Origin of the sequence: Kitasatospora sp. NPDC048722 (assembly GCF_040650235.1) — a bacterium.
Lineage (GTDB): Bacteria > Actinomycetota > Actinomycetes > Streptomycetales > Streptomycetaceae > Kitasatospora.
In genome coordinates this window covers 51,363-71,134 of record NZ_JBEZGX010000033.1, presented here as the reverse complement: position 1 = coordinate 71,134, position 19,772 = coordinate 51,363, and the positions used below count along the sequence as shown (strand labels likewise).

Annotated in this window: 17 protein-coding genes, 1 pseudogene and 1 riboswitch; of the genes and pseudogenes, 10 read left to right on the top strand and 8 right to left on the bottom strand. The window is 73.3% G+C overall.

Annotation, left to right across the window (positions count from 1 at the left end):
* The first annotated feature begins 7 nt into the window (after positions 1-7).
* The gene (locus tag AB0C76_RS23850; RefSeq protein ID WP_359968912.1) at positions 8-1,168 is read left to right on the top strand and encodes a HEAT repeat domain-containing protein; all 1,161 of its coding nucleotides are present in this window, start codon (positions 8-10) and stop codon (positions 1,166-1,168) included.
* On the opposite strand, the gene AB0C76_RS23845 is transcribed toward AB0C76_RS23850, so the two are convergent.
* Complete coding sequence (locus AB0C76_RS23845) at positions 1,158-2,249, bottom strand: vWA domain-containing protein (RefSeq protein WP_359968909.1); 1,092 nt, start codon at positions 2,247-2,249, stop codon at positions 1,158-1,160. The two genes, AB0C76_RS23850 and AB0C76_RS23845, sit on opposite strands and share 11 nt — an antisense overlap.
* Before the next feature lie 157 nt (positions 2,250-2,406).
* On the opposite strand from AB0C76_RS23845, the gene AB0C76_RS23840 reads away from it, so the two are divergent.
* Entirely contained in the window at positions 2,407-2,835 is a 429-nt protein-coding gene (locus tag AB0C76_RS23840; protein ID WP_359968906.1) for a hypothetical protein, read from the top strand.
* Here the strand turns inward: AB0C76_RS23840 and AB0C76_RS23835 are convergent.
* Positions 2,832-3,725, bottom strand: a complete 894-nt coding sequence (locus AB0C76_RS23835) for a LysR family transcriptional regulator (RefSeq protein ID WP_359968903.1) — start codon at positions 3,723-3,725, stop codon at positions 2,832-2,834. The genes AB0C76_RS23840 and AB0C76_RS23835 overlap by 4 nt on opposite strands.
* 132 nt (positions 3,726-3,857) lie before the next feature.
* Between AB0C76_RS23835 and AB0C76_RS23830 the strand changes: the two genes are divergently transcribed.
* Positions 3,858-4,583 (top strand): SDR family oxidoreductase, encoded by a 726-nt coding sequence (locus AB0C76_RS23830; RefSeq protein ID WP_359968900.1) that lies wholly within the window; start codon positions 3,858-3,860, stop codon positions 4,581-4,583.
* Between the two features lie 39 nt (positions 4,584-4,622).
* Complete coding sequence (locus AB0C76_RS23825) at positions 4,623-5,222, top strand: ester cyclase (RefSeq protein WP_359968898.1); 600 nt, start codon at positions 4,623-4,625, stop codon at positions 5,220-5,222.
* A gap of 192 nt (positions 5,223-5,414) precedes the next feature.
* Here the strand turns inward: AB0C76_RS23825 and AB0C76_RS23820 are convergent, their stop codons facing one another.
* From AB0C76_RS23820 to AB0C76_RS23810, 3 genes are all read right to left on the bottom strand, one after another.
* A complete protein-coding gene (locus tag AB0C76_RS23820) occupies positions 5,415-5,912 on the bottom strand; it encodes a DUF4265 domain-containing protein (protein ID WP_359968895.1) in 498 nt (165 codons plus the stop codon).
* 71 nt (positions 5,913-5,983) lie between these two features.
* A complete protein-coding gene (locus AB0C76_RS23815) occupies positions 5,984-7,459 on the bottom strand; it encodes an FAD-dependent monooxygenase (RefSeq protein ID WP_359968892.1) in 1,476 nt (491 codons plus the stop codon).
* A complete protein-coding gene (locus AB0C76_RS23810) occupies positions 7,456-8,091 on the bottom strand; it encodes a PadR family transcriptional regulator (RefSeq protein WP_359968889.1) in 636 nt (211 codons plus the stop codon). Before AB0C76_RS23810 ends, AB0C76_RS23815 begins: the two co-directional genes overlap by 4 nt.
* Positions 8,092-8,246: 155 nt before the next feature.
* Here AB0C76_RS23810 and AB0C76_RS23805 point away from each other — a divergent pair, with 155 nt between their 5' ends.
* From AB0C76_RS23805 to AB0C76_RS23795, 3 genes are all read left to right on the top strand, one after another.
* Positions 8,247-9,188 carry a TIGR01777 family oxidoreductase gene (locus tag AB0C76_RS23805; protein ID WP_359968886.1) on the top strand — a complete coding sequence of 314 codons (942 nt, stop codon included), beginning with the start codon at positions 8,247-8,249 and terminating at the stop codon, positions 9,186-9,188.
* Positions 9,189-9,327: 139 nt separating this feature from the next.
* Positions 9,328-9,834 (top strand): DUF664 domain-containing protein, encoded by a 507-nt coding sequence (locus tag AB0C76_RS23800; protein WP_359968883.1) that lies wholly within the window; start codon positions 9,328-9,330, stop codon positions 9,832-9,834.
* Between the two features lie 57 nt (positions 9,835-9,891).
* Complete coding sequence (locus tag AB0C76_RS23795) at positions 9,892-11,145, top strand: threonine/serine exporter family protein (protein ID WP_359968880.1); 1,254 nt, start codon at positions 9,892-9,894, stop codon at positions 11,143-11,145.
* A gap of 44 nt (positions 11,146-11,189) precedes the next feature.
* Here AB0C76_RS23795 and AB0C76_RS23790 read toward each other — a convergent pair whose 3' ends face one another.
* Entirely contained in the window at positions 11,190-11,903 is a 714-nt protein-coding gene (locus tag AB0C76_RS23790) for an IclR family transcriptional regulator (protein ID WP_329927727.1), read from the bottom strand.
* Between the two features lie 197 nt (positions 11,904-12,100).
* A riboswitch (SAM riboswitch) is annotated at positions 12,101-12,243 on the bottom strand.
* A gap of 932 nt (positions 12,244-13,175) precedes the next feature.
* Here AB0C76_RS23790 and AB0C76_RS23785 point away from each other — a divergent pair.
* Entirely contained in the window at positions 13,176-13,667 is a 492-nt protein-coding gene (locus tag AB0C76_RS23785) for a hypothetical protein (protein WP_359968877.1), read from the top strand.
* Between the two features lie 273 nt (positions 13,668-13,940).
* The gene (locus AB0C76_RS23780; protein WP_359968874.1) at positions 13,941-16,505 is read left to right on the top strand and encodes a hypothetical protein; all 2,565 of its coding nucleotides are present in this window, start codon (positions 13,941-13,943) and stop codon (positions 16,503-16,505) included.
* Positions 16,506-17,155: 650 nt separating this feature from the next.
* Here the strand turns inward: AB0C76_RS23780 and AB0C76_RS23775 are convergent.
* Together AB0C76_RS23775 and AB0C76_RS23770 are read right to left on the bottom strand one after the other, a co-directional pair.
* A pseudogene (locus AB0C76_RS23775) lies at positions 17,156-17,422 on the bottom strand (cytochrome P450); the annotation flags it as partial.
* Positions 17,419-18,819 (bottom strand): amidase family protein, encoded by a 1,401-nt coding sequence (locus tag AB0C76_RS23770; protein WP_359968871.1) that lies wholly within the window; start codon positions 18,817-18,819, stop codon positions 17,419-17,421. The pseudogene AB0C76_RS23775 and the gene AB0C76_RS23770, both read right to left, overlap by 4 nt.
* Positions 18,820-18,995: 176 nt before the next feature.
* Here AB0C76_RS23770 and AB0C76_RS23765 point away from each other — a divergent pair, with 176 nt between their 5' ends.
* Positions 18,996-19,619 (top strand): hypothetical protein, encoded by a 624-nt coding sequence (locus AB0C76_RS23765; RefSeq protein ID WP_359968869.1) that lies wholly within the window; start codon positions 18,996-18,998, stop codon positions 19,617-19,619.
* Positions 19,620-19,772 lie beyond the last annotated feature (153 nt).

Genomic DNA, 19,772 nt, shown 5'->3' with positions numbered 1-19,772 from the left:
TCACGGGATGACCGACCAGCGTAGCGCCGTCCTCCGCCTGTGGGGCCGCCTGCTGTACGAGCAGCAGGCCGAGCCGCTCGTGTGGGCGGAGGCGGTCCTGCGGGCCACCGGTCGCCCGCAGGCCGCCGTCACCGCGGCGATGTCCGGCCGGATCGACGTCCTCGACCCCGCCGACCGTGCGTTCCTGTTGTTCCGTACGGTCGGCAAGCTCTCCGCCAACCTGTGCCGCGACGCACTCTACGACCCGGACGTCGGCTGGCGGGTCGGCCCGCTGGCCCTGCGGCTGGGCGGGCTCGAACCGCCGCTCGCCGGAGCGCTCGGGGACGCGCTCGGCCACCTGCCCGACGGGCCTGCCTCCCTCGTCACCGTCCACGCGGCCGAACTGCGCGGGAACCGCACGACCCGCGTGCGGGCGATCGACGCGCTGCTGCAGTGGGCCGAACTCGGGCACCCGCAGGCCCTCGCGACCCTGCACGACGTCGCCTCCGACCACCGCGCGCAGGATGTCACCGTCTGGACCAAGGCCCTCAACCGGATCGCCCTCTTCGGTGACGCGAGCCTCGAACCGGGCCTCCTGCGCGCACTCGCCGACACCGGACACCGCGGGGTGCGGTGGTCCGCGCTGGCCTGTGCCGAACTCGGCTTCCAGCGCGCCGTTCAACCGATCACCGCCCTGCTTGAACACCCCGACCCGCTGACCCGCGAGGGCGCCTGCGAGGCACTCGGCCTCCTCCGGGCCGGGACGGCCGTCCCCGCCCTCGCCACCCGGCTGGACGACGACAGCGGGTTGGTCCGCACCGCGGCCGCCCGCGCCCTCGGCGACATCGGCGGCGACGACGCACTCGCCGCGCTCTGGCGGGCCGTGCTGGAGCGCCGGAACCCCAAGGCCGGGCACCTCGCCGCGGCCGTGGCCGCCTTCGGCCCGCCGGTGGTCGACGGCCTGATCGCCCTCACCACCGACCCCGATCCCGACCTGCGCGCACTGGCCTGCCGCGCCCTCGGCTCCACCGCCGACGACCGCGCCCTGCCGGTGCTGGAACACCTGGCAGCCCACGACCCCGCCAGGACCACTCTCGGCGGCCTGGTCGCGACCGCCGCCAAACAGGGCCTGCGCACCGCGCACCGCATGCGCCGAGGGGACGCGACTCCCGGCCCGACTACCGGATGACCAGCAGCCGGGTGCCCGGCACCAACTTCCGGTTGACGGACGTCGACTGGACGAACACGGTGTACGACGGGTTCTCCCCCGGCTTCACCGTGACCTCCGACTGCGGCAGGCCCAGGAGCTGACGGGCCGCCGGGCCCGAGAAGACCCGGCCCGTCATCTTGCCGGTGGCCGGGTCCTTCTCCGCCACGGCGAGTTGCTTGGAGCCCTGGATCTTCTCGCGCTTGGAAAGCTCGTAGAAGGCGCAGCCGGTCTTGTACTCGTGCCCGGAGCGGGTGACGAACTCGCGGATCTGCACCTGCTCGTCGACCGGGATCAGCGTGTACCTGCCGGCGTCCAGGGCGTCGAGGTTGGCCTTCACGTCGGCCGTGCTCAGGTCCTGGCCCATGGTGAACAGGTTCTTCGTGCCGCGCACACCCTGCTCACGCCCGCGCAGGAAGCTCGTGGCGGCCGACTTGACCGTGCCGATGGCCTCCTCGACGCCCTTGCTGGAGTCCGCGTCCCAGATCGCGATGTTTCCGGCGGGGAACCCGTACCCCTGGGCGGTGCGCTTGGCCAGCGAGTTCGGCACCAGGATCGCCGAGGTCCAGTGGTCCGGGAGGTCGTCCATCGCCTGCCGGATCCGGTCCGTCCACGAGCGGAGGGCGGCGGCGCCCTTGGTGGCGTTCATGCGGATGTGCATCTGCCCGCTCTCCGAGCAGCCGGAGGCGTTCTCCTCGCCGTCCGTCACGACGACCTGGAGGAACGAGTGCTCCCCGTACCCCTCCCAGATGTTCTTCAGGTCGTCGAGGGACTTCACCGCCGCCTCGATCAGCGCCGTCGCGCCGTTGTCGACCTGGTAGAGCCCCTTGAGCGACGGCAGGTGCTTGACGTCCATGTCCCAGACCAGGTTCTGCACCTGGTGGTCGAACGCGTAGAGGCTGATCCGCGTCTCGTGCCCGAGCCGGTCCGACTCCTCCTGGAGCCCCTTCACGAACTCGTCCACCACCCGCACGAGTTGCCCCTCGTGCTGCCGCATCGAACCGGACTTGTCGACCACGAGCGACACGTGGTTGACCTTGTGCTTGATCCTGTTCACAGCCATGGTCCTACCCCTCTCCCAACGCCCGTCCGACGCCTTTCCGGCGCCCCTCCGACGTTGGTTCCACACTACGGAGAGGCACTGACAGTCAGCTGGCCGCGCTTTCCGCCGCTGCAGCCGGACGGCACGCGGGACGAGGTGTGTCGGTAGGTTGGGGGCCATGACACTGGCTCGCTTGTCCCTCGCCTCCGGCCGTTCGATCGAACTCTCCGACGTGCGGCTGTCGTCGACGTACGGCGGCATGCTGGAGGGCTACCCGTTCCGACGGCTGAACGATCTCAAGGTGCAGCGGTTGCTGAAGCGCGCTGCGGACGAGTGGCCCTCGGTTCCGGTGCACCTGATCGAGCCGGTCCGCGAGTTGCCGGACCTTCCGGCGGGCGGTTTCGGGGCCGTCGAGCTGTTGCCGGCCGTGACGTGTGTCGGGTCGTTCAGCTCCCGCCCGGTCGACCCCGGACTGAGTTCCGTGTCGTATTACTCCGTGCTGACGGTCGTGTGGTTCCAGGCGACTCCCGGCGTCCCCTCGGACGACGCCGGTTCCGGGCTCCGCGGTCTCCCCTGGGACAGCATCGCGAAGGACTTCGAACTCTAGGCCGGGCCGACCCGGGCCTGGCGGGCGAGGAGGTCGGTGAAGGCCACGGTGAGGGGGTCGGGGCGGGTGCGGGTGTAGGCGGTGAGGGTGCGGCGGACCGGGGGGTCGGGGCGCAGCAGGGTGCCGTCGAAGTGGGGCGGGATGATGTTCGCCGGGACCAGGGCGGGGCCGAGGCCGGCGGCGGCGAGGAGGGGTGCGGCCGAGGTCTGTTCGGCGCGGACCGCCGCCTCGGGGCGGAAGCCCGCCTGGGCGCAGACGTGGTCGAGCAGGTCGGCGAGGCCGTTGTCGGGGGCGTAGTGCACCCAGGCGCGGTCGGCGAGTTCGGTGAGGGCGACGGTGCCGCCGGGTCGGCCGGCCAGCGGGTCGTCGGCGGGCAGGACGACGGTGAACTCCTCGACGCCGAGTTCGCGGATCGGCCCGGTCCAACCGGGTGGGACGGGGCCGATGGCGAGGTCGGCGCGGCCGGCCGTCATGGCGTCCTGGAGCCGGTCGGCGTGGGAGTGCTCGCGCAGCCGGATGCGCACACCGGGGTGCCGTCGCCGCCATTCCCGCAGGACGGGCGGCAGGATGCCGAGGCTGACGGAGTAGATGACGGCGACCTCCAGCTCGCCCTCCTCCAGGCCCGCGGTGCGCCGGGCCGTCGCGCTCAGGCGTTCGGCCTCGGCCAGTGCGGCGCGGGCGTGCGGCAGCACCGCACGGCCGGTCGGGGTCAGGCGGACCGAGCGAGGCAGGCGTTCGAGGAGAGGGCCGCCGAGGGTGCTCTCCAGGGCCCGGATCTGGTGGGACAGCGCGGGCTGGGTGACGTGCAGCTGCTCGGCCGCGCGCGTGAAGGAACCGGTGTCGACCACGGTGACCAGGTATTCGAGCTGCCTGAGCGTCGGCATTGTCATGAAGAGATCTTATGGCTGCGGTAGAAAACAAGCCTTGGACTCATCGTGGGTGGCGGGGAGAGAGTTGTGGTGCGGCCGGCGCGGAGATGCGAAGCGGCGGCCAATTCCCCTATGAATCAGAGGAGTTCACTCATGTCCAAGGACACTTCCTTCCAGGGGCGGCGATTCGTCGTCGTGGGCGCGGGTTCGCGCACCGGGCAGGCCCTGGCGAAGGCCGCATCGGCCGCCGGCGCCACGGTCGTGCTGGCCGGGCCGGATCCGCGCAAGCTGGAGTGGACGGCCGGGGAGCTGTCCGGGCCGTCCGAGGTGATCGCGCTCGACCTCACCGACGAGCGGTCCATCGCCGGATTCGCCGACGCCGTCGGCCGGTTCGACCACCTGGTCTCGACCGCCGCGGTGCCGGCCAACGGCCCACTTGAGGACCTCCAGCTGGAGGACGTGCAGCGGGCGTTCGCCGCCAAGGTGATCGGCCCGCTGCTGCTCGCCAAGCACCTGGCGGGGCAGGTGTCCGAGAACGGCTCGTTCACCTTCTTCTCCGGTGTCGCCGCCTGGCGCCCCGCGCCCTCTCGCACGGTGATGGCCACGACCAACGGCGCGCTGGCCTTCCTGGTGCAGGCGCTGGCGGTGGAGATCGCCCCGGTCCGGGTCAACGCGGTCTCGCCCGGCATCGTCGACACCGGCTCCTGGGACGGCCTCGGCTCCGACAAGGAGGCGTTCCTGCGGGGCGTCGCCGAGCGCAACCCGGCCCGCCGCGTCGGCAGCACGGAGGACCTGGTCAAGGCCGTGTTCTACGCGGTCGACAACCCGTACGTCACCGGCACCGTGCTGCACGTCGACGGCGGCGGACGCCTCGCCTGACCACCCGAGACCCGCCACCGCTTCGAGGAGCTGCGCACCATGCACCGACACACCCTCATCCGTACCGCCGCCGTCGCCGCGGCGGTGGCCGTCCTCGCCGGCGGCTCCACCGCCGCCGCCTCCGGCCGCACACCTTCGGGCGTCTCCACCTGGCCGCAGCGCCTGATCGACCGCTCACCCGACCTCGTCCAGCCGAAGTCGCTCACCGTGGACCGCTCGATCGGAGCCCGGCGCGCGGCCCAGGAGGTCCACCTGGCCCAGCAGTTGTACACGTTCTGGAACACCGGGCAGCGGAGGTACCTGGACGCCGCGGTCGCGCCGGAGTTCAAGGACAACACCCTGCCCGCGGGCCGCCCGCAGGGCCCGGCCGGCCCGCTCTTCGCGTCGAGGAGCTTCCGCGCCGCCGTGCCGGACCTGACCTGCGAGCTGTCCGACGTCCTGGTCGCCGGCGACCGCATCACCGCGAGGCTGGTCTTCCGCGGCCACTTCACCGGCACCTTCAACGGCGTCCGGGGGACGGGCCGGAGCGTCGACTTCAACGCCATCGACATCCAGCACGTCGGCACCGACCGGATCGTCGAGGACTGGCACATCGAGGACAACCAGACGCTGCTGACCCAACTGGGCGTCAGCGGCTGAGGACCTCACCCGGCCCGGCGACAGCGCCTCGGGTCAGCCGTCGGCCGGTGGGGTTCCGAAGGTGCGACGGTTGGCCTGGGGGTCGTGCCGCAGCGGCGGGCGACGTGGTGGCTGAGGTTCTCGCCGCGGTGCGGGGGCGCGACCATGCGGCGGGCGACGGCGTTGGCGACGGCGCTGCCGTGTTCCCTGCGGTCAGTCGTCGGCGGCGCCGTCGTGCGCGGCCCAGGCGGCGGTGACGCAGCCTTCCTCCCAGTCCCACCGGCCTTCCGCGTCGCCGCGCTCCAGCAGTGCGCGGATGCCCGGCAGGTCGGCCGAGGGCGGGACGTCCAGGGCGACCATCCCGAACCGCTCGACACCCTCGCCGGCCGCGCCGAGCCGCTGGAAGTCGTCCAGCACGGACTTCCGAGCCTCGGCCGAGCCGCCGTCCTGCAGCACGATCAGCCGGATGGTGCAGTGGTCCGAGGCGTCGACGGTCTCCTCCGCCCAGCGCACGCCGTCGTCGTCGACCTCGACCCGGACCACGTCCCCGCTCGCGACGCCCTGCGCGAACCACGGGGCATTGGCGACGCGGACCGTCCCGTCGCCGAGATCCTCCGCCCACAGGCTCTCGACGCCCACCGGCGGCCAGCCGTTCTCGTCCACGTCCAGCGGGTAGTGGACCTTCACGTGGTTCTCTTTGCTGTTCGTCACGCCACCATCATGGCCGTGCTCCGGGCGGGTGAACAGCGCGACATCGGCTCCGCCGCGTGACTGTGCGGCCGTCAGACTGCTCCGTACCAGTGCTGGAGCGCCTGCCGGAGCCCGTCGGTCTCGCCCTCGTCCTCGACGGTGCGCAGCCAGGCGGTGTGGCCGTCGGGGCGGAGGAGGACGGCGCGGAGGTCGGGGTGGTCGGGGCAGGTCGCGACGACGAGGTCCACGCGGTCCGCCCATCCAGCGGCCGCCGCGCGGACGTCCGTTCCTCCCGTCAGGTCGAGCAGGACGCCGCGCCCCGGGGCGAGCAGGTCGCTGAGGCGGGTGCGGCCGTCGCCGGTGGTCAGGGTGAGATCGGGGACGAGGCGGCCCAGCCAGGGGTGGCCGGTGTCGGGGAGCGTCTCGTAGCGGGTGTCCAGGCCGGTGACGGTCTCGGCGAGGGCGCGGTTTCCGTCGGGGTGGCGGGCGACGCGGGTGAGCAGGTCGGTCAGCGGGGCGAGCCGGTCACCGAGCTCGCCCGGTTCGCCGAGCAGCACCTGGGCACGGGTGTTCGCCAGCACGTGCGCGCCGGCGGCGTGGCGTTCGGCGTGGTAGCTGTCGAGCAGGTGTGCCGACGCGGTGCCGCGGACGGTGGCGGCGAGCTTCCAGCCGAGGTTGAACGCGTCGTCCAGGGCGAGGTTGACGCCGACCGCGCCGGCCGGCGGGTGGATGTGCGCGGCGTCCCCGGCGAGGACGATCCTGCCCCGGACGTACTCGGCCGCCTGCCGGGCGGCGTTGCCGAAGCGGGTCAGCCGGCGCGGGGCGCGCAGTTCGACGTGGCGGCCGAGCGCCTCGTCGACGGCGGTCCGCAGGAGGTCGAGGGTGACCGGGGTGTCCTGGTCGGCGGGTGGCTGCCGGTCGGTGGTGATGATTCGCACGTAGCCGGGTCGGGGAATCGCGAACACGCTCCCGCCGGGGCCGGTGGTGACGCCGAACGGCAGCGCCTGCGGGTCGGCGAGCTCGACGTCGCCGAGGAGGGAGAAGCGGGTCGCCGCCGTGCCGGGGAAGTCGATGCCGGCCCGTTTGCGGACGGTGCTGCGGCCGCCGTCGCACCCGACCAGGTACGCGGCCCGGATGCGGTACTCGCCTCCGTCCGCGGCGACGGTGGCGGTGACGGACTCGAAGTCCTGTTCCAGCGTGAGAAGTTCGTGGCCGCGTCGGATGTCGGCGCCCCGGTCGAGAGCGTGCTGCTCCAGGATCTCCTCGACCCGGGTCTGCGGGATGCCCAGCGAGTACGGGTGGTCGGTGTGGGCGCCCGCGAGGGTGAGGGTCACGGGCAGGCCGGAGAACGCGGCGTGCGGGACCGGCCACCCCTCGGCGGTCATCCGTTCGGCGAGGCCGCGCCGGGCCAGCAGGTCCAGGGCGCGGGCGTTGAGGTTGAAGCCGCGGCAGAAGTCCGGCCGCCGCGGGTGGCGTTCGAGCACGACCGTGTCGACGCCGGCGAGCCGCAGTTCGCTCGCGAGCAACAACCCGGCCGGGCCGGCTCCCACGATCAGCACCTCGGTCATCGGGTGGTTCCCTTCTCGTCCGTCGGGTCGGTCCAGGTCCAGCCCTGCCCGGTCCGTTCGGCCCCGGGCCAGGCGAGGCTGCCCTCGCGGATCTCGGCGATCGTCCGCCGCGTCCAGGCCAGCTCGGCCTCCCAGGCGTGCAGCGCGCACTCGACCTCGATCATGAACAGCCGGGGGACGCCGCCGGAGCCGACCGTGTCGGCCAGCACCGCGCCCGTCTCCTCGATCCGCCGGGCCAGGTGCTCCGCCCGTTCGGCGAGCGCCTCCGCCGCCCCGTGCGGACCGAGCGCGCCGAGGTAGGACACCGCGGCCATGAACTTCGGGTACTCCGCGACGGGCGTGCGCAGCAGTTCGTCGATCCAGCGGACGAACTCGTCCTGGCCCAGGCCGGTGACCGCGTACACGGTGCGCTCCGGGCGGCGGCCGTCGCGCGCCGTCTCGACCGGCTCGATCCAGCCGTGCCGCACGAGCGACTCGACCGTGTCGTACAGCGAGCCGGAGTTGACCTTGAAGCTGCTGTCCTTGTGCCGTTCCCGCAGGGTGGACGCCATTTCGTACGGGTGCATCGGCTGCTCCTGCAGCAGGCCCAGCACGGCCAGCGCCAGCGTGTTGGAGATCTTTCGCTTCGCCATCGGACTGCCCACCGCATCTCTGGTCGATCTCTATTAGCCGGATCCGACTATACGGGTCCGGCTAACTGATATGAACCACCGATCGCGCGGGGCGGGACATTTGAACGTGTTCAATTGAGGCGCTACGCTCGAAGCCGAGATGAAGGGGGGAACTCATGAAGATCGTCATTCCCGGAGGCTCCGGCGCGCTCGGCACCCTGCTCGACCGCCGCCTGACCGCCGCCGGACACCGCGTCGTCGTCCTCAGCCGCCGGCCCGCCGGGCCCCGCCAGGTCTGGTGGGACGGGCAGCACCTCGGGGCCTGGGCGACGGAGGTCGACGGCAGCGACGTGGTGCTCAACCTCGCCGGGCGCAGCGTCAACTGCCGCTACACGGAGGAGAACCGGCGGGCCATGATGGACTCGCGGGTGCTCTCCACCCGGGCCATCGGCCGGGCCGTCGCCACCGCCCGCCGCCCGCCCGCCGTCTGGCTCCAGATGAGCACCGCGACCGTCTACGCCCACCGCCACGACGCGGCCAACGACGAACTCGACGGCGTGATCGGCGGCGCCGAGCCCGACGCCCCGGCGTCCTGGCGGTACAGCATCGACATCGCGCGCGCCTGGGAGGACGCCCAGGCCGAGGCCGACACCCCGCACACCCGCCGACTCGCGCTGCGCACCGCAGTCGTCCTCGGGCCGGAGCGCGGCGGGGCGTTCGACTCGCTCTCCTGGCTGGCCCGGCTCGGCGCCGGCGGGCCGATCGCGGGCGGCGCGCAGTACGTGTCCTGGATCCACGAGCGGGACTTCGTCCGCGCCGTCGAATTCCTCGTCACCCGGGACGACCTCGCCGGCCCGGTCAACCTCGCCGCCCCGCACCCGCTGCCCCAGCGCGAGTTCATGCGCGATCTGCGGGCGGCCTGGGGCATGCCGCTCGCCCTGCCCGCCACGCGCTGGATGGCCGAGCTCGGCGCTTTCGCGCTGCGCTCGGAGACCGAGCTGCTGCTGAAGAGCCGCCGGGTCGTGCCGACCAGACTGCTGGACGCGGGCTTCGCCTTCGAGCACCCGGACTGGCCGCAGGCCGCCCGCGACCTGGTGCGGCGACTGCGCGGGCGGTGACGGCCTCCGGTGCCGGGGCAGCCGGGGGCGCCGAGCGGCTGGGACGCCGAGTGGCTGGGACGGCCGCCGCGGGACATGCTCGTCGGAGCGGCGCGCCGGTGTGTCGCAGAACCCCTGACCGGAGGCGACAGTGACGGGTGTGACCAGCGCCGATCTTCTCGTGGACGCGTTCGGCCGGATCCGGGAGGAGGTCGCCGGCGTCGTCGACGGCCTCTCCCCCGAGCAGCTCGCGTTCCGGGTGCGGGACTCGGCCAACTCGATCGCCTGGCTGGTCTGGCACCTCACCAGGATCCAGGACGACCACGTCGCCGACGCGGCCGACCGCGAGCAGGTGTGGACCGCGGAGGGCTGGGCGGAGCGCTACGCCCTCCCGTTCGCCGCGGCGGCCACCGGCTACGGGCAGCGGCCCGCCCAGGTCGCCAAGGTCACCGCCACCGCCGAGCTGCTCCTGGCCTACCACGAGGCCGTCCACGCCCGGACGGTCGACTTCGTGCGCAGGCTCAACGGCCCGTCCCTCGCGCGGATCGTCGACGAGTCCTGGGACCCTCCGGTCACCCTGGGGGTGCGGCTGGTCAGCGTGATCTCCGACGACCTCCAGCACGCCGGCCAGGCGGCCTACGTGCGCGGGCTGCTGGCCGGGGGCTGAGCGCCCGGAAGAAGGGCACGGTCGGACCGAATCGGGCGGGATGGGACGATACGTGCCATGTCAAGCACGTCTCCCCCGGTCCGGGGCACCGCCGCCCCGCCCGACCCGCTCCGCCGCCTCCTGCTCGAACTGGGCGACGCCCTCCTGGGCGGTGGTCTGCCCGTCCACGACGTCGAGGAGGAACTCCACGGCCTGGGGCGGGCACTGGGGGCTCCCGAGGTGCAGGTCGCCGCCCTCACCAACGGGCTGTTCGTCTCGCTCGGCGCGGACGACGCCACCGCGTTCCGGCCCGTCGGCGCCGCGCTCCGCTTCGAGCAGACGGCCGACGTCCTCCACCTGGTGCACCGGCTGCGCGCCGGCGGGCTCGACGGGCCGCGGGCGCTCGCCGAGCTGGACGCGATCCGCCGGGCGCAGGCCCGTTGGCCGACGTGGGTGGCGGACCTCGGGGCGCTGCCGGTCGGGGTCGGGGTCTGCATGTTCCTGCAGCCGGCCGCGGCGAACGTGCTGGCCGCCGGGGCCGGCTCGCTGGTCGTCACGGGGCTGACCGTGCTCGCGCGGCGGCTGCCGTCCCTGCGGCCGCTGCTGCCCGTCACGGCCGGGTTCCTCGTCGCGCTGCTCGTCCTGGCGCTCGCGCGGGCCTCGCTGCTGGACGGCCCGCTGCGGACGATTGTCGCCACGCTGGCGATCCTGCTGCCGGGCGGGCTGCTGGTCACCGGCCTGTCGGAGATCGCCGCGGGCTCGGCCAGCGCCGGGACGGCCCGGCTGGTGTCCGGCGCGGTACAGCTCGCGCTGTTCCTCGCCGGGGTGGCCGCGGCCGCCACCGCGATCGGCATGCCCGCCTCGGCACTGGCCAACGTCCAGGTGGCCAAGCCGAGTTGGTGGGTGATCGGGCTGGGCCTCGCGATCGCCGTCGCGGGCGTCGTGATCAATGTGAACACCCCGCCGGGCGCCGTCCCGTGGATCGTCGCGGTGATCGCGGTGAGCGTCACCGTCCAGGTCGTCATCAGCTCGGAGCACGGCGCGGCGATCGGCGGCCTGGCCGGGGCGGTCTCGGCAGCGGTCGCCGCCACCCTGGTGCACTGGCTGCCGGGCGGCCCGCTCTGGCAGGTGCTCTACCTGCCGGCGTTCTGGATCGTCGTGCCGGGCTCCTTCGGCCTCCTGAACACCGCCCAGATCGAGGTGGGCAACGGCGCCCAGTCGGTGCTGGCGGCCGTCTCGGCGGTCTTCGGGGTGTCGATCGGCACCCTGATCGGCTCGGTGATCAGCCGCATTCCCCGGCCGGCGGTCCTCACACCGGCGCCCGGGGCCTGAGCCTGGCCCCCGACCCCGGGTCGACCGCCCCGGGGCCGGGCCGGTCACGGGTGGCGCAGCGCCTCGGTGAGGTGGTTCGCCGCCTCGATGACGGCCTGGGACAGGCGCGCGCCCGGGTGCCGCGTGAGCCGTTCGATCGGGCCGGAGACAGTGACCGCGGCCACCACCCGGTTGGACGGCCCGCGCACCGGCGCCGACACGGACGCGACCCCGAGCTCGCGCTCGCCGATGGACTGCGCCCAGCCCCGGCGCCGTACGCCGCTGAGGGCCGTGGCCGTGAAGCGCGCCCCCTGGAGCCCCCGGTGGAGGCGCTCCGGCTCCTCCCAGGCGAGCAGGATCTGGGCTGCGGCGCCGACCTTCATGGGGAGCGTGACCCCCACCGGCACCGTGTCACGCAGGCCGGAGAGCCGCTCCGCGACGGCCACGCAGATCCGCACCTCGCCCTGACGGCGGTACAGCTGGGCGCTCTCGCCGGTGACGTCGCGCAGGTGCACGAGCACCGACCCGGCGGCGGCCAGCAGCCGGTCCTCCCCCGCCGCCGCCGACAGCTCGGCGAGCCGGGGGCCCAGGACGAACCGGCCCTGCAGGTCCCTGGTGACCAGCCGGTGGTGTTCCAGCGCGACGGCCAGCCGGTGGGCGGTGGGGCGCGCCAGGCCGGTGGCGGCGGCGAGTCCGGCCAGGGTGGTGGGGCCGGACTCCAGGGTGGCGAGGATCGCGGTGGCCTTGTCGAGCACGCCGACGCCGCTCGTGAGCTCCATGGATGGGTACTCCAGTCTCGAATCCGCGGCCGGCGGGTGGTTCGGCACACGGGGGCTCCCCGCGGGGAGCGGGGGGGTGGTCAGCGAGAACGGGCCGGAGAAGTCGGCCGAATGCCTGCGCCGGGCACGAGACGGGTACGCGGAAGGGCCGGGGCGGGAAGCGCCCGGGCGAAGGACAGCACAGAGAGCACCGTGTCTCCTCATCTTTCCCGCGCCACGTTGGCGGCAGGCCGGAGTTGGCACTGATCCCGGACGGCACGGCGCGTACTTCGGACGCCGGGTCGAACGGGGAGTTGCCGGGGCTTCGTAGGGCCGGTCCCTCCACCCCTCTGGATGATTCGCGAGGAACGATACAAGACTCCCCGCCCCACCCGCCAAACCTCCCCCTCCTCCTTCGTGGAAGCACGGGTCCGGCCGGGCCCGGCCGGCCGGGCTTGACATGATCACCAGCTCTGACGGACCTCGCGTTCGACGCCCTGCTCTGCGACCTGGACGGCGCCATCCGCTTCCACGACGACGGGCACGAGGTGACGCGGCTCGAACGGGCCGCCGGCCTCGCCCCGCGCACGACGATGGGGATAAGGAAGATCACCGAAACCTCGGTCCGAATCGGGCCGGTCGCACCGCGGATCCGGACATCTGTCACGGTTTCGAAGCGGCAGTGCCACGACTTCGCATATCCCTCACCGAGGCGCGACCGGAGCTCTACCGTTCTACCGACGGCCCCATCGCGACCGTCCCCGAGCGGGAGGGCGGGCACATGAACGGTCGCCAGGGTCCGGTCGTGCGGTCGGGGGTGGTCGCCGTGGCACTGTGCGCCGCCGCGGCCCGCTCGTCAGGGCACGGGCCGGGCCCACGACGGCGTGCAGGACCTCGGCACCGCTCCTCGTGACCGTCGCGCCCCTCACCCCGCTCGTCGGCCGCAACAGGGCCCGGCAAGGCAGCCACCCCGCACCGACGTGCGAGACCTCCTACACCTACACGAACGTCAAGGACGTCGGCACGGCGCTGGAGGACGTCGACGCCCAGACGTCGCAGAACCGGACCGGCTCGACGGGGACCTGGTCGGTGAGCACCACCCGCGAACAGCCCCCCTCCATCCCGCCAGCGGCGGCGAGACGAAGACCTTCATCCTGCCCGAGGACTACGCGTGGTGCAGCTGGTTCGTCGGGCCCGATTCCTTCACCGACGGCAACCAGAGCCCGTGCGGAGTCGTGCCCGGGCAAGGACCCCAGAACGTCAACCGAACACCACCAGAGAAGGGTTGGGCCCGTGCAGCCCGTCAAGATCAGCGTCCAGTCCGGAGCGCTCGCCGCCATCGGCGTGATCGCGTTCATCGACAGCTTCCTCCCGTGGTACACCGTTTCCGAGAAGTCGGGCGCCACGGGCCTCCTCACCCAGTACGCGGCGAGCGGCAACGCCTGGGACGTGGGCGCCGGCGCCTGGATCCCGATGGTCGCCCTCGTCGCCGTCGGCATCGTGGCCGCCCTCCCCGCCATCGGCCGCGGCCTCCCCGCCCGCCAGGGCCACGCCACCAGCCTCGTGCTCGCGGCGATCGCCACCGTGATCGTCCTGCTCCGCTGGCTCACCTACCCGTCGGTCCCCGTCGGCCAGTCCGCCTTCATCGATGCCGGCGCCGACGTCGGCACCTACCTCGGCGCCCTCCTCGGCCTCGCCGCCACCGGCGCCGCCTACCTCGGCTTCACCGCCAACGGAGGCACCCTGGACAGCTTCACCAAGATCTTCCGCACCCCGTCCGCATAAGGATCACCGACAGCCGGGCGACCGCCGACAGGCCGAGGCGGAGCGGCGATCCCCACGCAGGACCGGAACTACGGCAACCACCTGGGTGGTGGCGGGACGGAGGCAGGGCGGGCCACCCGGCCCGCCCTGCCGGCTCGTCCGCGTCGGGCGTGGTGCTGCTGCCCCGGACCGGGCCGTTGCGACGTTCGGCTGCGGGCAACCGCCCGGCATCGTAGCCTTGGCCCCGCGCAGGACGACGTACTGTCCTGCCAAGGGGTATGGGGGAGAACGAGTTTGGAAGCCGGCAGTGTCAGCAACGTCCACAACACGGCCGAAATATCCGGTCACGTAGGCCAGTTGGTTCAGGGCTCGCACGTCTACGTCCTCCCCGACGCACTCGAACCGGATCGGATTCGGCTCGACTCGGCCGTCACGAGGCTGCGAGAACTGATCAGGTCCCAGGTCGCCGACGAGGCTGCCACGCGCGGGGTGTTCGAGGCGGAGCTGGCCGTGGAGTGGGAACGTGCGGACGGTCCCGCGCAGTCCGGCGGTACCGGCCCGATCCGGCCGCACGACCCGCTCCACACGCCCGCCGAGACCCCGGCAGGCGCCGAGCGGGCAGCGGCCGCTACGGGCGAGCCGCCCGAGAGCCATCGCGCCGGACAGGTCGCCGAGCTCTTCCTCCGGTTGCCGCAGCGCCGACTGGTGCTGCTCGGCGATCCCGGTGCGGGAAAGACCACGCTCGTCCTGCTACTGACACTGCATCTGCTGAGCCGCACCGCCCGGGAACCACTGCCCGTACCGGCCACACCGGACACCTGGGACCCGCGCCGGGAACGCCTCCGGGACTGGTTCGTCCACAGGCTCGAACAGCGCTACCCGGAGATAGAGCGGCGGTACGGCGCGGGCACGATGAGAATCCTGGTCGATTCCAGGCGAGTGTTCCCGATCTTCGACGGCCTGGATGAACTGCCGAGTGCGGCCCGGATCCGCATGCTCGTCGCGCTCACCCAGGGCCTGGAGCCGCGGGACGCCGTCATCATCACCAGCCGCGTCCCCGAGTACCAGGAAGCGGTTCTGAGCGCACGGTGGATCCCCGACCTGGTGCTGCGCGCCCGCCCGATCGAACCGCAGGCCGCCCTGCACCACCTGGACACGGCCTCACACGCACCCGGGCGCTGGAGCCCGGTCGCCGAGCGGCTTCGTCAGGAACCGTCCGGACCGCTCGCCCGGATCCTGTCGAGCCCGCTGAACATCTGGCTGGCCCACCGCGTCCACGGCGGACCGGCCGGCCACCCCGCGCAGCTCGCCGACCGGACGCGGCTGCCCGACGAGGCGGCCCTGCAGCACCACCTGCTCGACGCCCTGGTCCCGGCCCTCTTCGGCGAGCCTCCCGCGTCGAGCTCCGCCATGCGGCGTCGCTGGCACCCGGAGCAAGCCGATGCGTACCTGCGCTTCCTGGCCCGCCGCTTCACCCGGCTCGGTTCCCGCGAACTGGACTGGCGGCACGCAGCACCGGGGTGGGCGGTTGCTGCCGGAGCCGCGCTGCTCCTCCTCCTGGCCCCGGCCCTGGGCTCGGTCGTCGGTCCGGGGCTCTCGGCGGTCGGCGACGGCCCGCCCGGTGACCCGCTGTGGCTGACGCGATGGGCCGGGGTCGCAGCGGTCTGGGCCTTGATGGCCCCGGTCATCTTGTTCCCGCTCGACTACGTGCTGGCCTCGCTGTTCGCCACGGCGGACGACCGGTGGAGGCGCCCGTACGCCCTGGCCGCCGTTGTGGCGGTTGCGGCCGGCTTCCTCGCGGTGGCGGGTGCGCGGCACGACACCGCGACGACAGGCGTCACAGCCTTCTGGGGCCTGCTGGTGGCCGGGTTCCGGGTCCTCCGGGTCGCCATCCATCCGGCCCGTGCCGGCACCGCACGGGCGCAGTTGGAGCGCGAGAGGTACTACAGCCTTGCGTGTGCGGCCTGGATCTCCGCCGTCGTGGCCGCCCGCTACTCCGTGTTCCGGGCGGGCCTGGACCGTGAAGCCCTCTCCTACGCGACGGAGGCTGTGGTCGGCTTCCCCGCGACCGTACTCCTGATGACACCGTGGGGACGCTGGCAGTGCGGGCGCTTCATGCTCGCGCTCGTGCGGCAATTGCCCTGGCGTACGTCCGGATTCCTTCAGGACGCCCGGACGCTGGGCGCCTTGCGGATGGTCGACGGCGCCCCGCAGTTCCGGCACAGCAGCCTCCAACAGCGGCTCGCCGGGCACGCCCAGCCGCCCTGGGCCGGGCACACCGATGCCGCGGACCTCCGGCCGAGCGCGCCCGGCAGCGTCGGCTGGCAGCGCGGCCTGCCCTGGCAGTGGCCACTGAAGCGGTCGGTGCTGATGTGGGTGATCATCGTGGCGAAGGCGGCCCTCCTGCTCCTCCTTGCCGACGTCCTCCCTGCCTTCCCCGCGCGGATCGTGCTGACACTGGCCGCCGCCTCGGCGGTTCAGGCGTTCTACGTGATGCTCTGGCAGGCCGTCCGGCTCTGCCTGCGCTGCCGACGGCTCGGCTATGACGTCCGGGTCTCGATCAGCCCGGAGCTGCTCGACGCGACGGTCGACGGCCGCCGGATCCTGCTGACCCCGGAGCAGATCGCCCGGATCACCGTGCGGCCGATCAAGAACTCGCTCGGTCGGACGACCCGCTTCGCAGCCGTAGCGGCACTCGTCCACGATCACGAGGCCCTGCCCCCGCGCAGCCGGATAGGGCACGACGGATGGGTGGTGCTGGTCCCGCTCGACCGCCTGCACCCGCTGACACCCGAACTCTCGGCCGTGCTGGCCGCATTCGGCGGGCCGCGCTGGGAGCCCCCTCTGATGGAAGCCTGACCACCGCGACGCGGCGCCCCTGCCGACCGGCTGAAGGCCACGCCAGCGCATCGGCTCCCATGGGCTCGATCCGCCTTGACGGCGCCTCTGATCAGAGGTGCCGGCCCCGGCAGGGATGATGCCCGGAGCATGGGAACGGGAACGTCGGTGTCCCGTCCGGACGGTGCGGGGCCAGTACGCCGGATTCCGGCGGCTTCAGCTGGTCCAGGACCGACCGGCGGCCCGGTGGGCGAGCGTCACCTCGCGGTGCTCGCCCGGCGGGTGTTCCCCGGACGGGGGTCGTCGCAGGCGGCGTCGTCCAGCGCGGCGACGGCCTGCTTGCCGTGCATCCGCCCGCGGAACAGCGCGGCGCGCTCGGCAGCTCCGGTCGGTACGTGTTTCGCGGGCACCTCCAACTGCCTGAGGAACATGCCGAGTACGGCGACCGGATCGGCCGGCGGGTGCTCGGGGTCGCAGCCGCGCAGGTTGACGTACAACTGGACGTCGGCGCACCGGCCGTCACGGACGAGCCGGTGTGCGGCGTGCAGGGCGAGTCGGGTCTTCCCGATCCCGGCCGGGCCCTCGATCGTCGACACCACGGCGGCACCTCTGCCGAATTCGCCTACGAGGACGGCGAGTTCGCGCCCTCGACCGGTGAACGTGGCCAGATCGGCGGGCAGGACCTGGAGGTTGCCCGCCTCGAACAGCGGGTCCAGGAAGGAGAACAGCCGCTCCGGCCGCTCGTTCAGGTGAGCCGTGGCCTCCAGCAGCACCGGGTCGGCGATCGACACGGCCGTCTCGGCACCGGGCAGTTGGAACCGCACCACCGGCCCGTACTCGGCGTGCAGCCTCAGCTGGTAGGCGTGCAGCCCGCCGGCCTGCGCGATCGCGCCCACCCCGCCGTCCGGGCGGGGGTCGGGGCCGGGGATGGCGTTCATCGGGCCTCCTCGTGCCGACCGGTCGGATCGTGGCCGGTCACCGGGTGCGCCGCTTCGGGCCGCAGGAGACCGTCGATCCGCGCCGCCACTGCGAGCAGGTCCCGGTCGGCCCTCCGCCGCCCGATGAGCTGGACGCCGACGGGGGCGGAGCCGGTGACCGGGAGCGGGACCGTCAGCGACGGCAGGCCCGCGGCGGCCGCCGGCGAGGTGTTGCGGATCAGGGTGGGGAACGTCGGCACGTCCCGGCCGTTGAGGGGGAGGGACTCCTCGTACCGGTACAGCGGCCGGGCGCACACCGGGACGGTCGGGCTCAGGATCGCGTCCAGGCCGTGGGCGGTGACGAGTTCGTCGTACGCGGTCTGCATCGCCTGCCGCTGCGCAAGCGCGCCGCGCAGGACGGCGGGCCCCGGGTACCCGGGGGCGGTGGGCAGGGCGGTGGCCTTGAGCGTCTCCGCGATGACCGGGTCGGCGACCGCGTCGAGCACGCCGGCGGGTGTGAGCCCGGTGCGGTGCGCGTCGAGGTATCGGCCGAGCGCGGCGCCGAACTCGCCGAACACCAGCGGGAACCCGACCCGGGAGTCGTACGCGACCAGGTGTTCCGTGTCCACCGGGATCCACTCCGCCCCTGCCGCCGTGAGGCGGTCGACGGCCGTCTCCCAGGCGGTCCGGACCGGGCCCTCCAGGTCCTCGGTGAACACGTGCCTCGGGAGGCCGAACCGGAGCGGGCGGCCCGGGTCGAGCGGGACTCCGTCCTCCCCGGTGACGAGGGTGTCCAGCGCGACGAGCCGGTCCAGGGTGCGGGCCATCAGCCCGGGGGTGTCCCGGGTGGTGGACAGCGGTGTGACGCCCGCTGATGGGTAGCGTCCGGCGCTGGGGCGCAGGCCGTAGATGCCGTTGAGTGCGGCCGGGATGGTGACGGAACCGCCGGTGTCCGTGCCGAGCCCGGCCTCGGCGATCCCCGCGGCCACCGCGGCCGCCGTCCCTCCGCTGCTGCCGCCCGCGAACAGGGCCGGGTCGGTGGCGTTGCCGACGGCGCCGAAGGTGTGGTTGCACGAGGTGGCCCCCAGGGAGAGCTCGTGCATGTTCGTCTTGCCCAGGACGATCGCCCCCGCGGCACGCAGCGCCGCGACGATTGGCGCGTCGGCACCGGGGACGAAGCCGGCGAGTGCGGGTGTGCCCGCGGTGTTGGGCAGGCCGGCGACGTGGATGTTGTCCTTGACGACCAGACACCAGGGCTCCCGGCTCCCGCGCGCGTCATGGCGGGCCGCCTCTGCGAGCACCTTCCCGGCGTCCAGGGTGATGAACGCGTTGAGGTGCCCGACGGCGGCGGCCCGGCCGAGCGCGCCGGACACGACCTCGCGCGCGAGGCCCCGGCCCGCGGATCCCGGCTCGGCCATGGGGTCGTCTCCTTCGCACTCGCACGCGTCGAAGGCCCGTGCTACCCACTCGAGCCGTGGTCATTCCGGGACCACGCCGTATGCAGTACCGCGAACCGCTCCGGTGCACGCGGGGAGCGCCTGGTCCGCCAGGTGTTCTCGGCCCGAAGTGGTTGAGACCTTGTGAGAATGTGGGCATGACGATCGATCAACTGACGCGACAGCAGGACGCCCTCCAGATCGAGGCGGACGAGGTGAACAAGGACCTGGGGCTGGACGCGGCGCTCGGGCGGGTCGGGGATCCGGTGCGGGTGGGGAGTGCGGCGCTGGGGTTGATGGTGCGCAGGGACCTGGACGTCACGGTGGTGTGCCCCCGGCTCGACACGGGGGCGCACGAGGCGGTGGCCGGGATCGGGGCGGGGCTGGCGGTGCACGAGCGGGTGCGGCAGGTGCGGTTCCGCAACGACACCGGCGTGTGGAACACCGATCCCGGCTACCCGGACGGGCTGTACCTCGGGGTGGACTACCGGTCGCCGCAGGGCCGCACGTGGTCCCTGGACATCTGGTTCGTCGACGAGCCCGACCGCCAGCCGGATCTGACGCACCTGCGGACGCTGCCGCCGCGGCTCACCACCGAGGCCCGGGAGGCGATCCTGCTGATCAAGCACGCGTGGGCGGAGAGCCCCGAGTACGGCCGGAGCGTGCGCAGTTGGGACGTCTACCGATCGGTGTTGGACGACGGGGTGCGCACGGTGGCCGGGTTCGACCAGTGGCGGGCGCCCTCTTCGGCACAGCCGCTGTCGGCGCAGGTGTCGGCGTAGGCGATCGAGGTGTGCGTCCGGATCCCGGTCCGCCGCCGGATGAAGTCGAGCCGCGCGCACCTCGGCCTCGTCGCGTCCGCCGACGGCGCAGGTGACCATCCGACCGTATTCCTCGACGGCCTGGCGCACCTGCGCGATCGGAAGGGTGCCGAC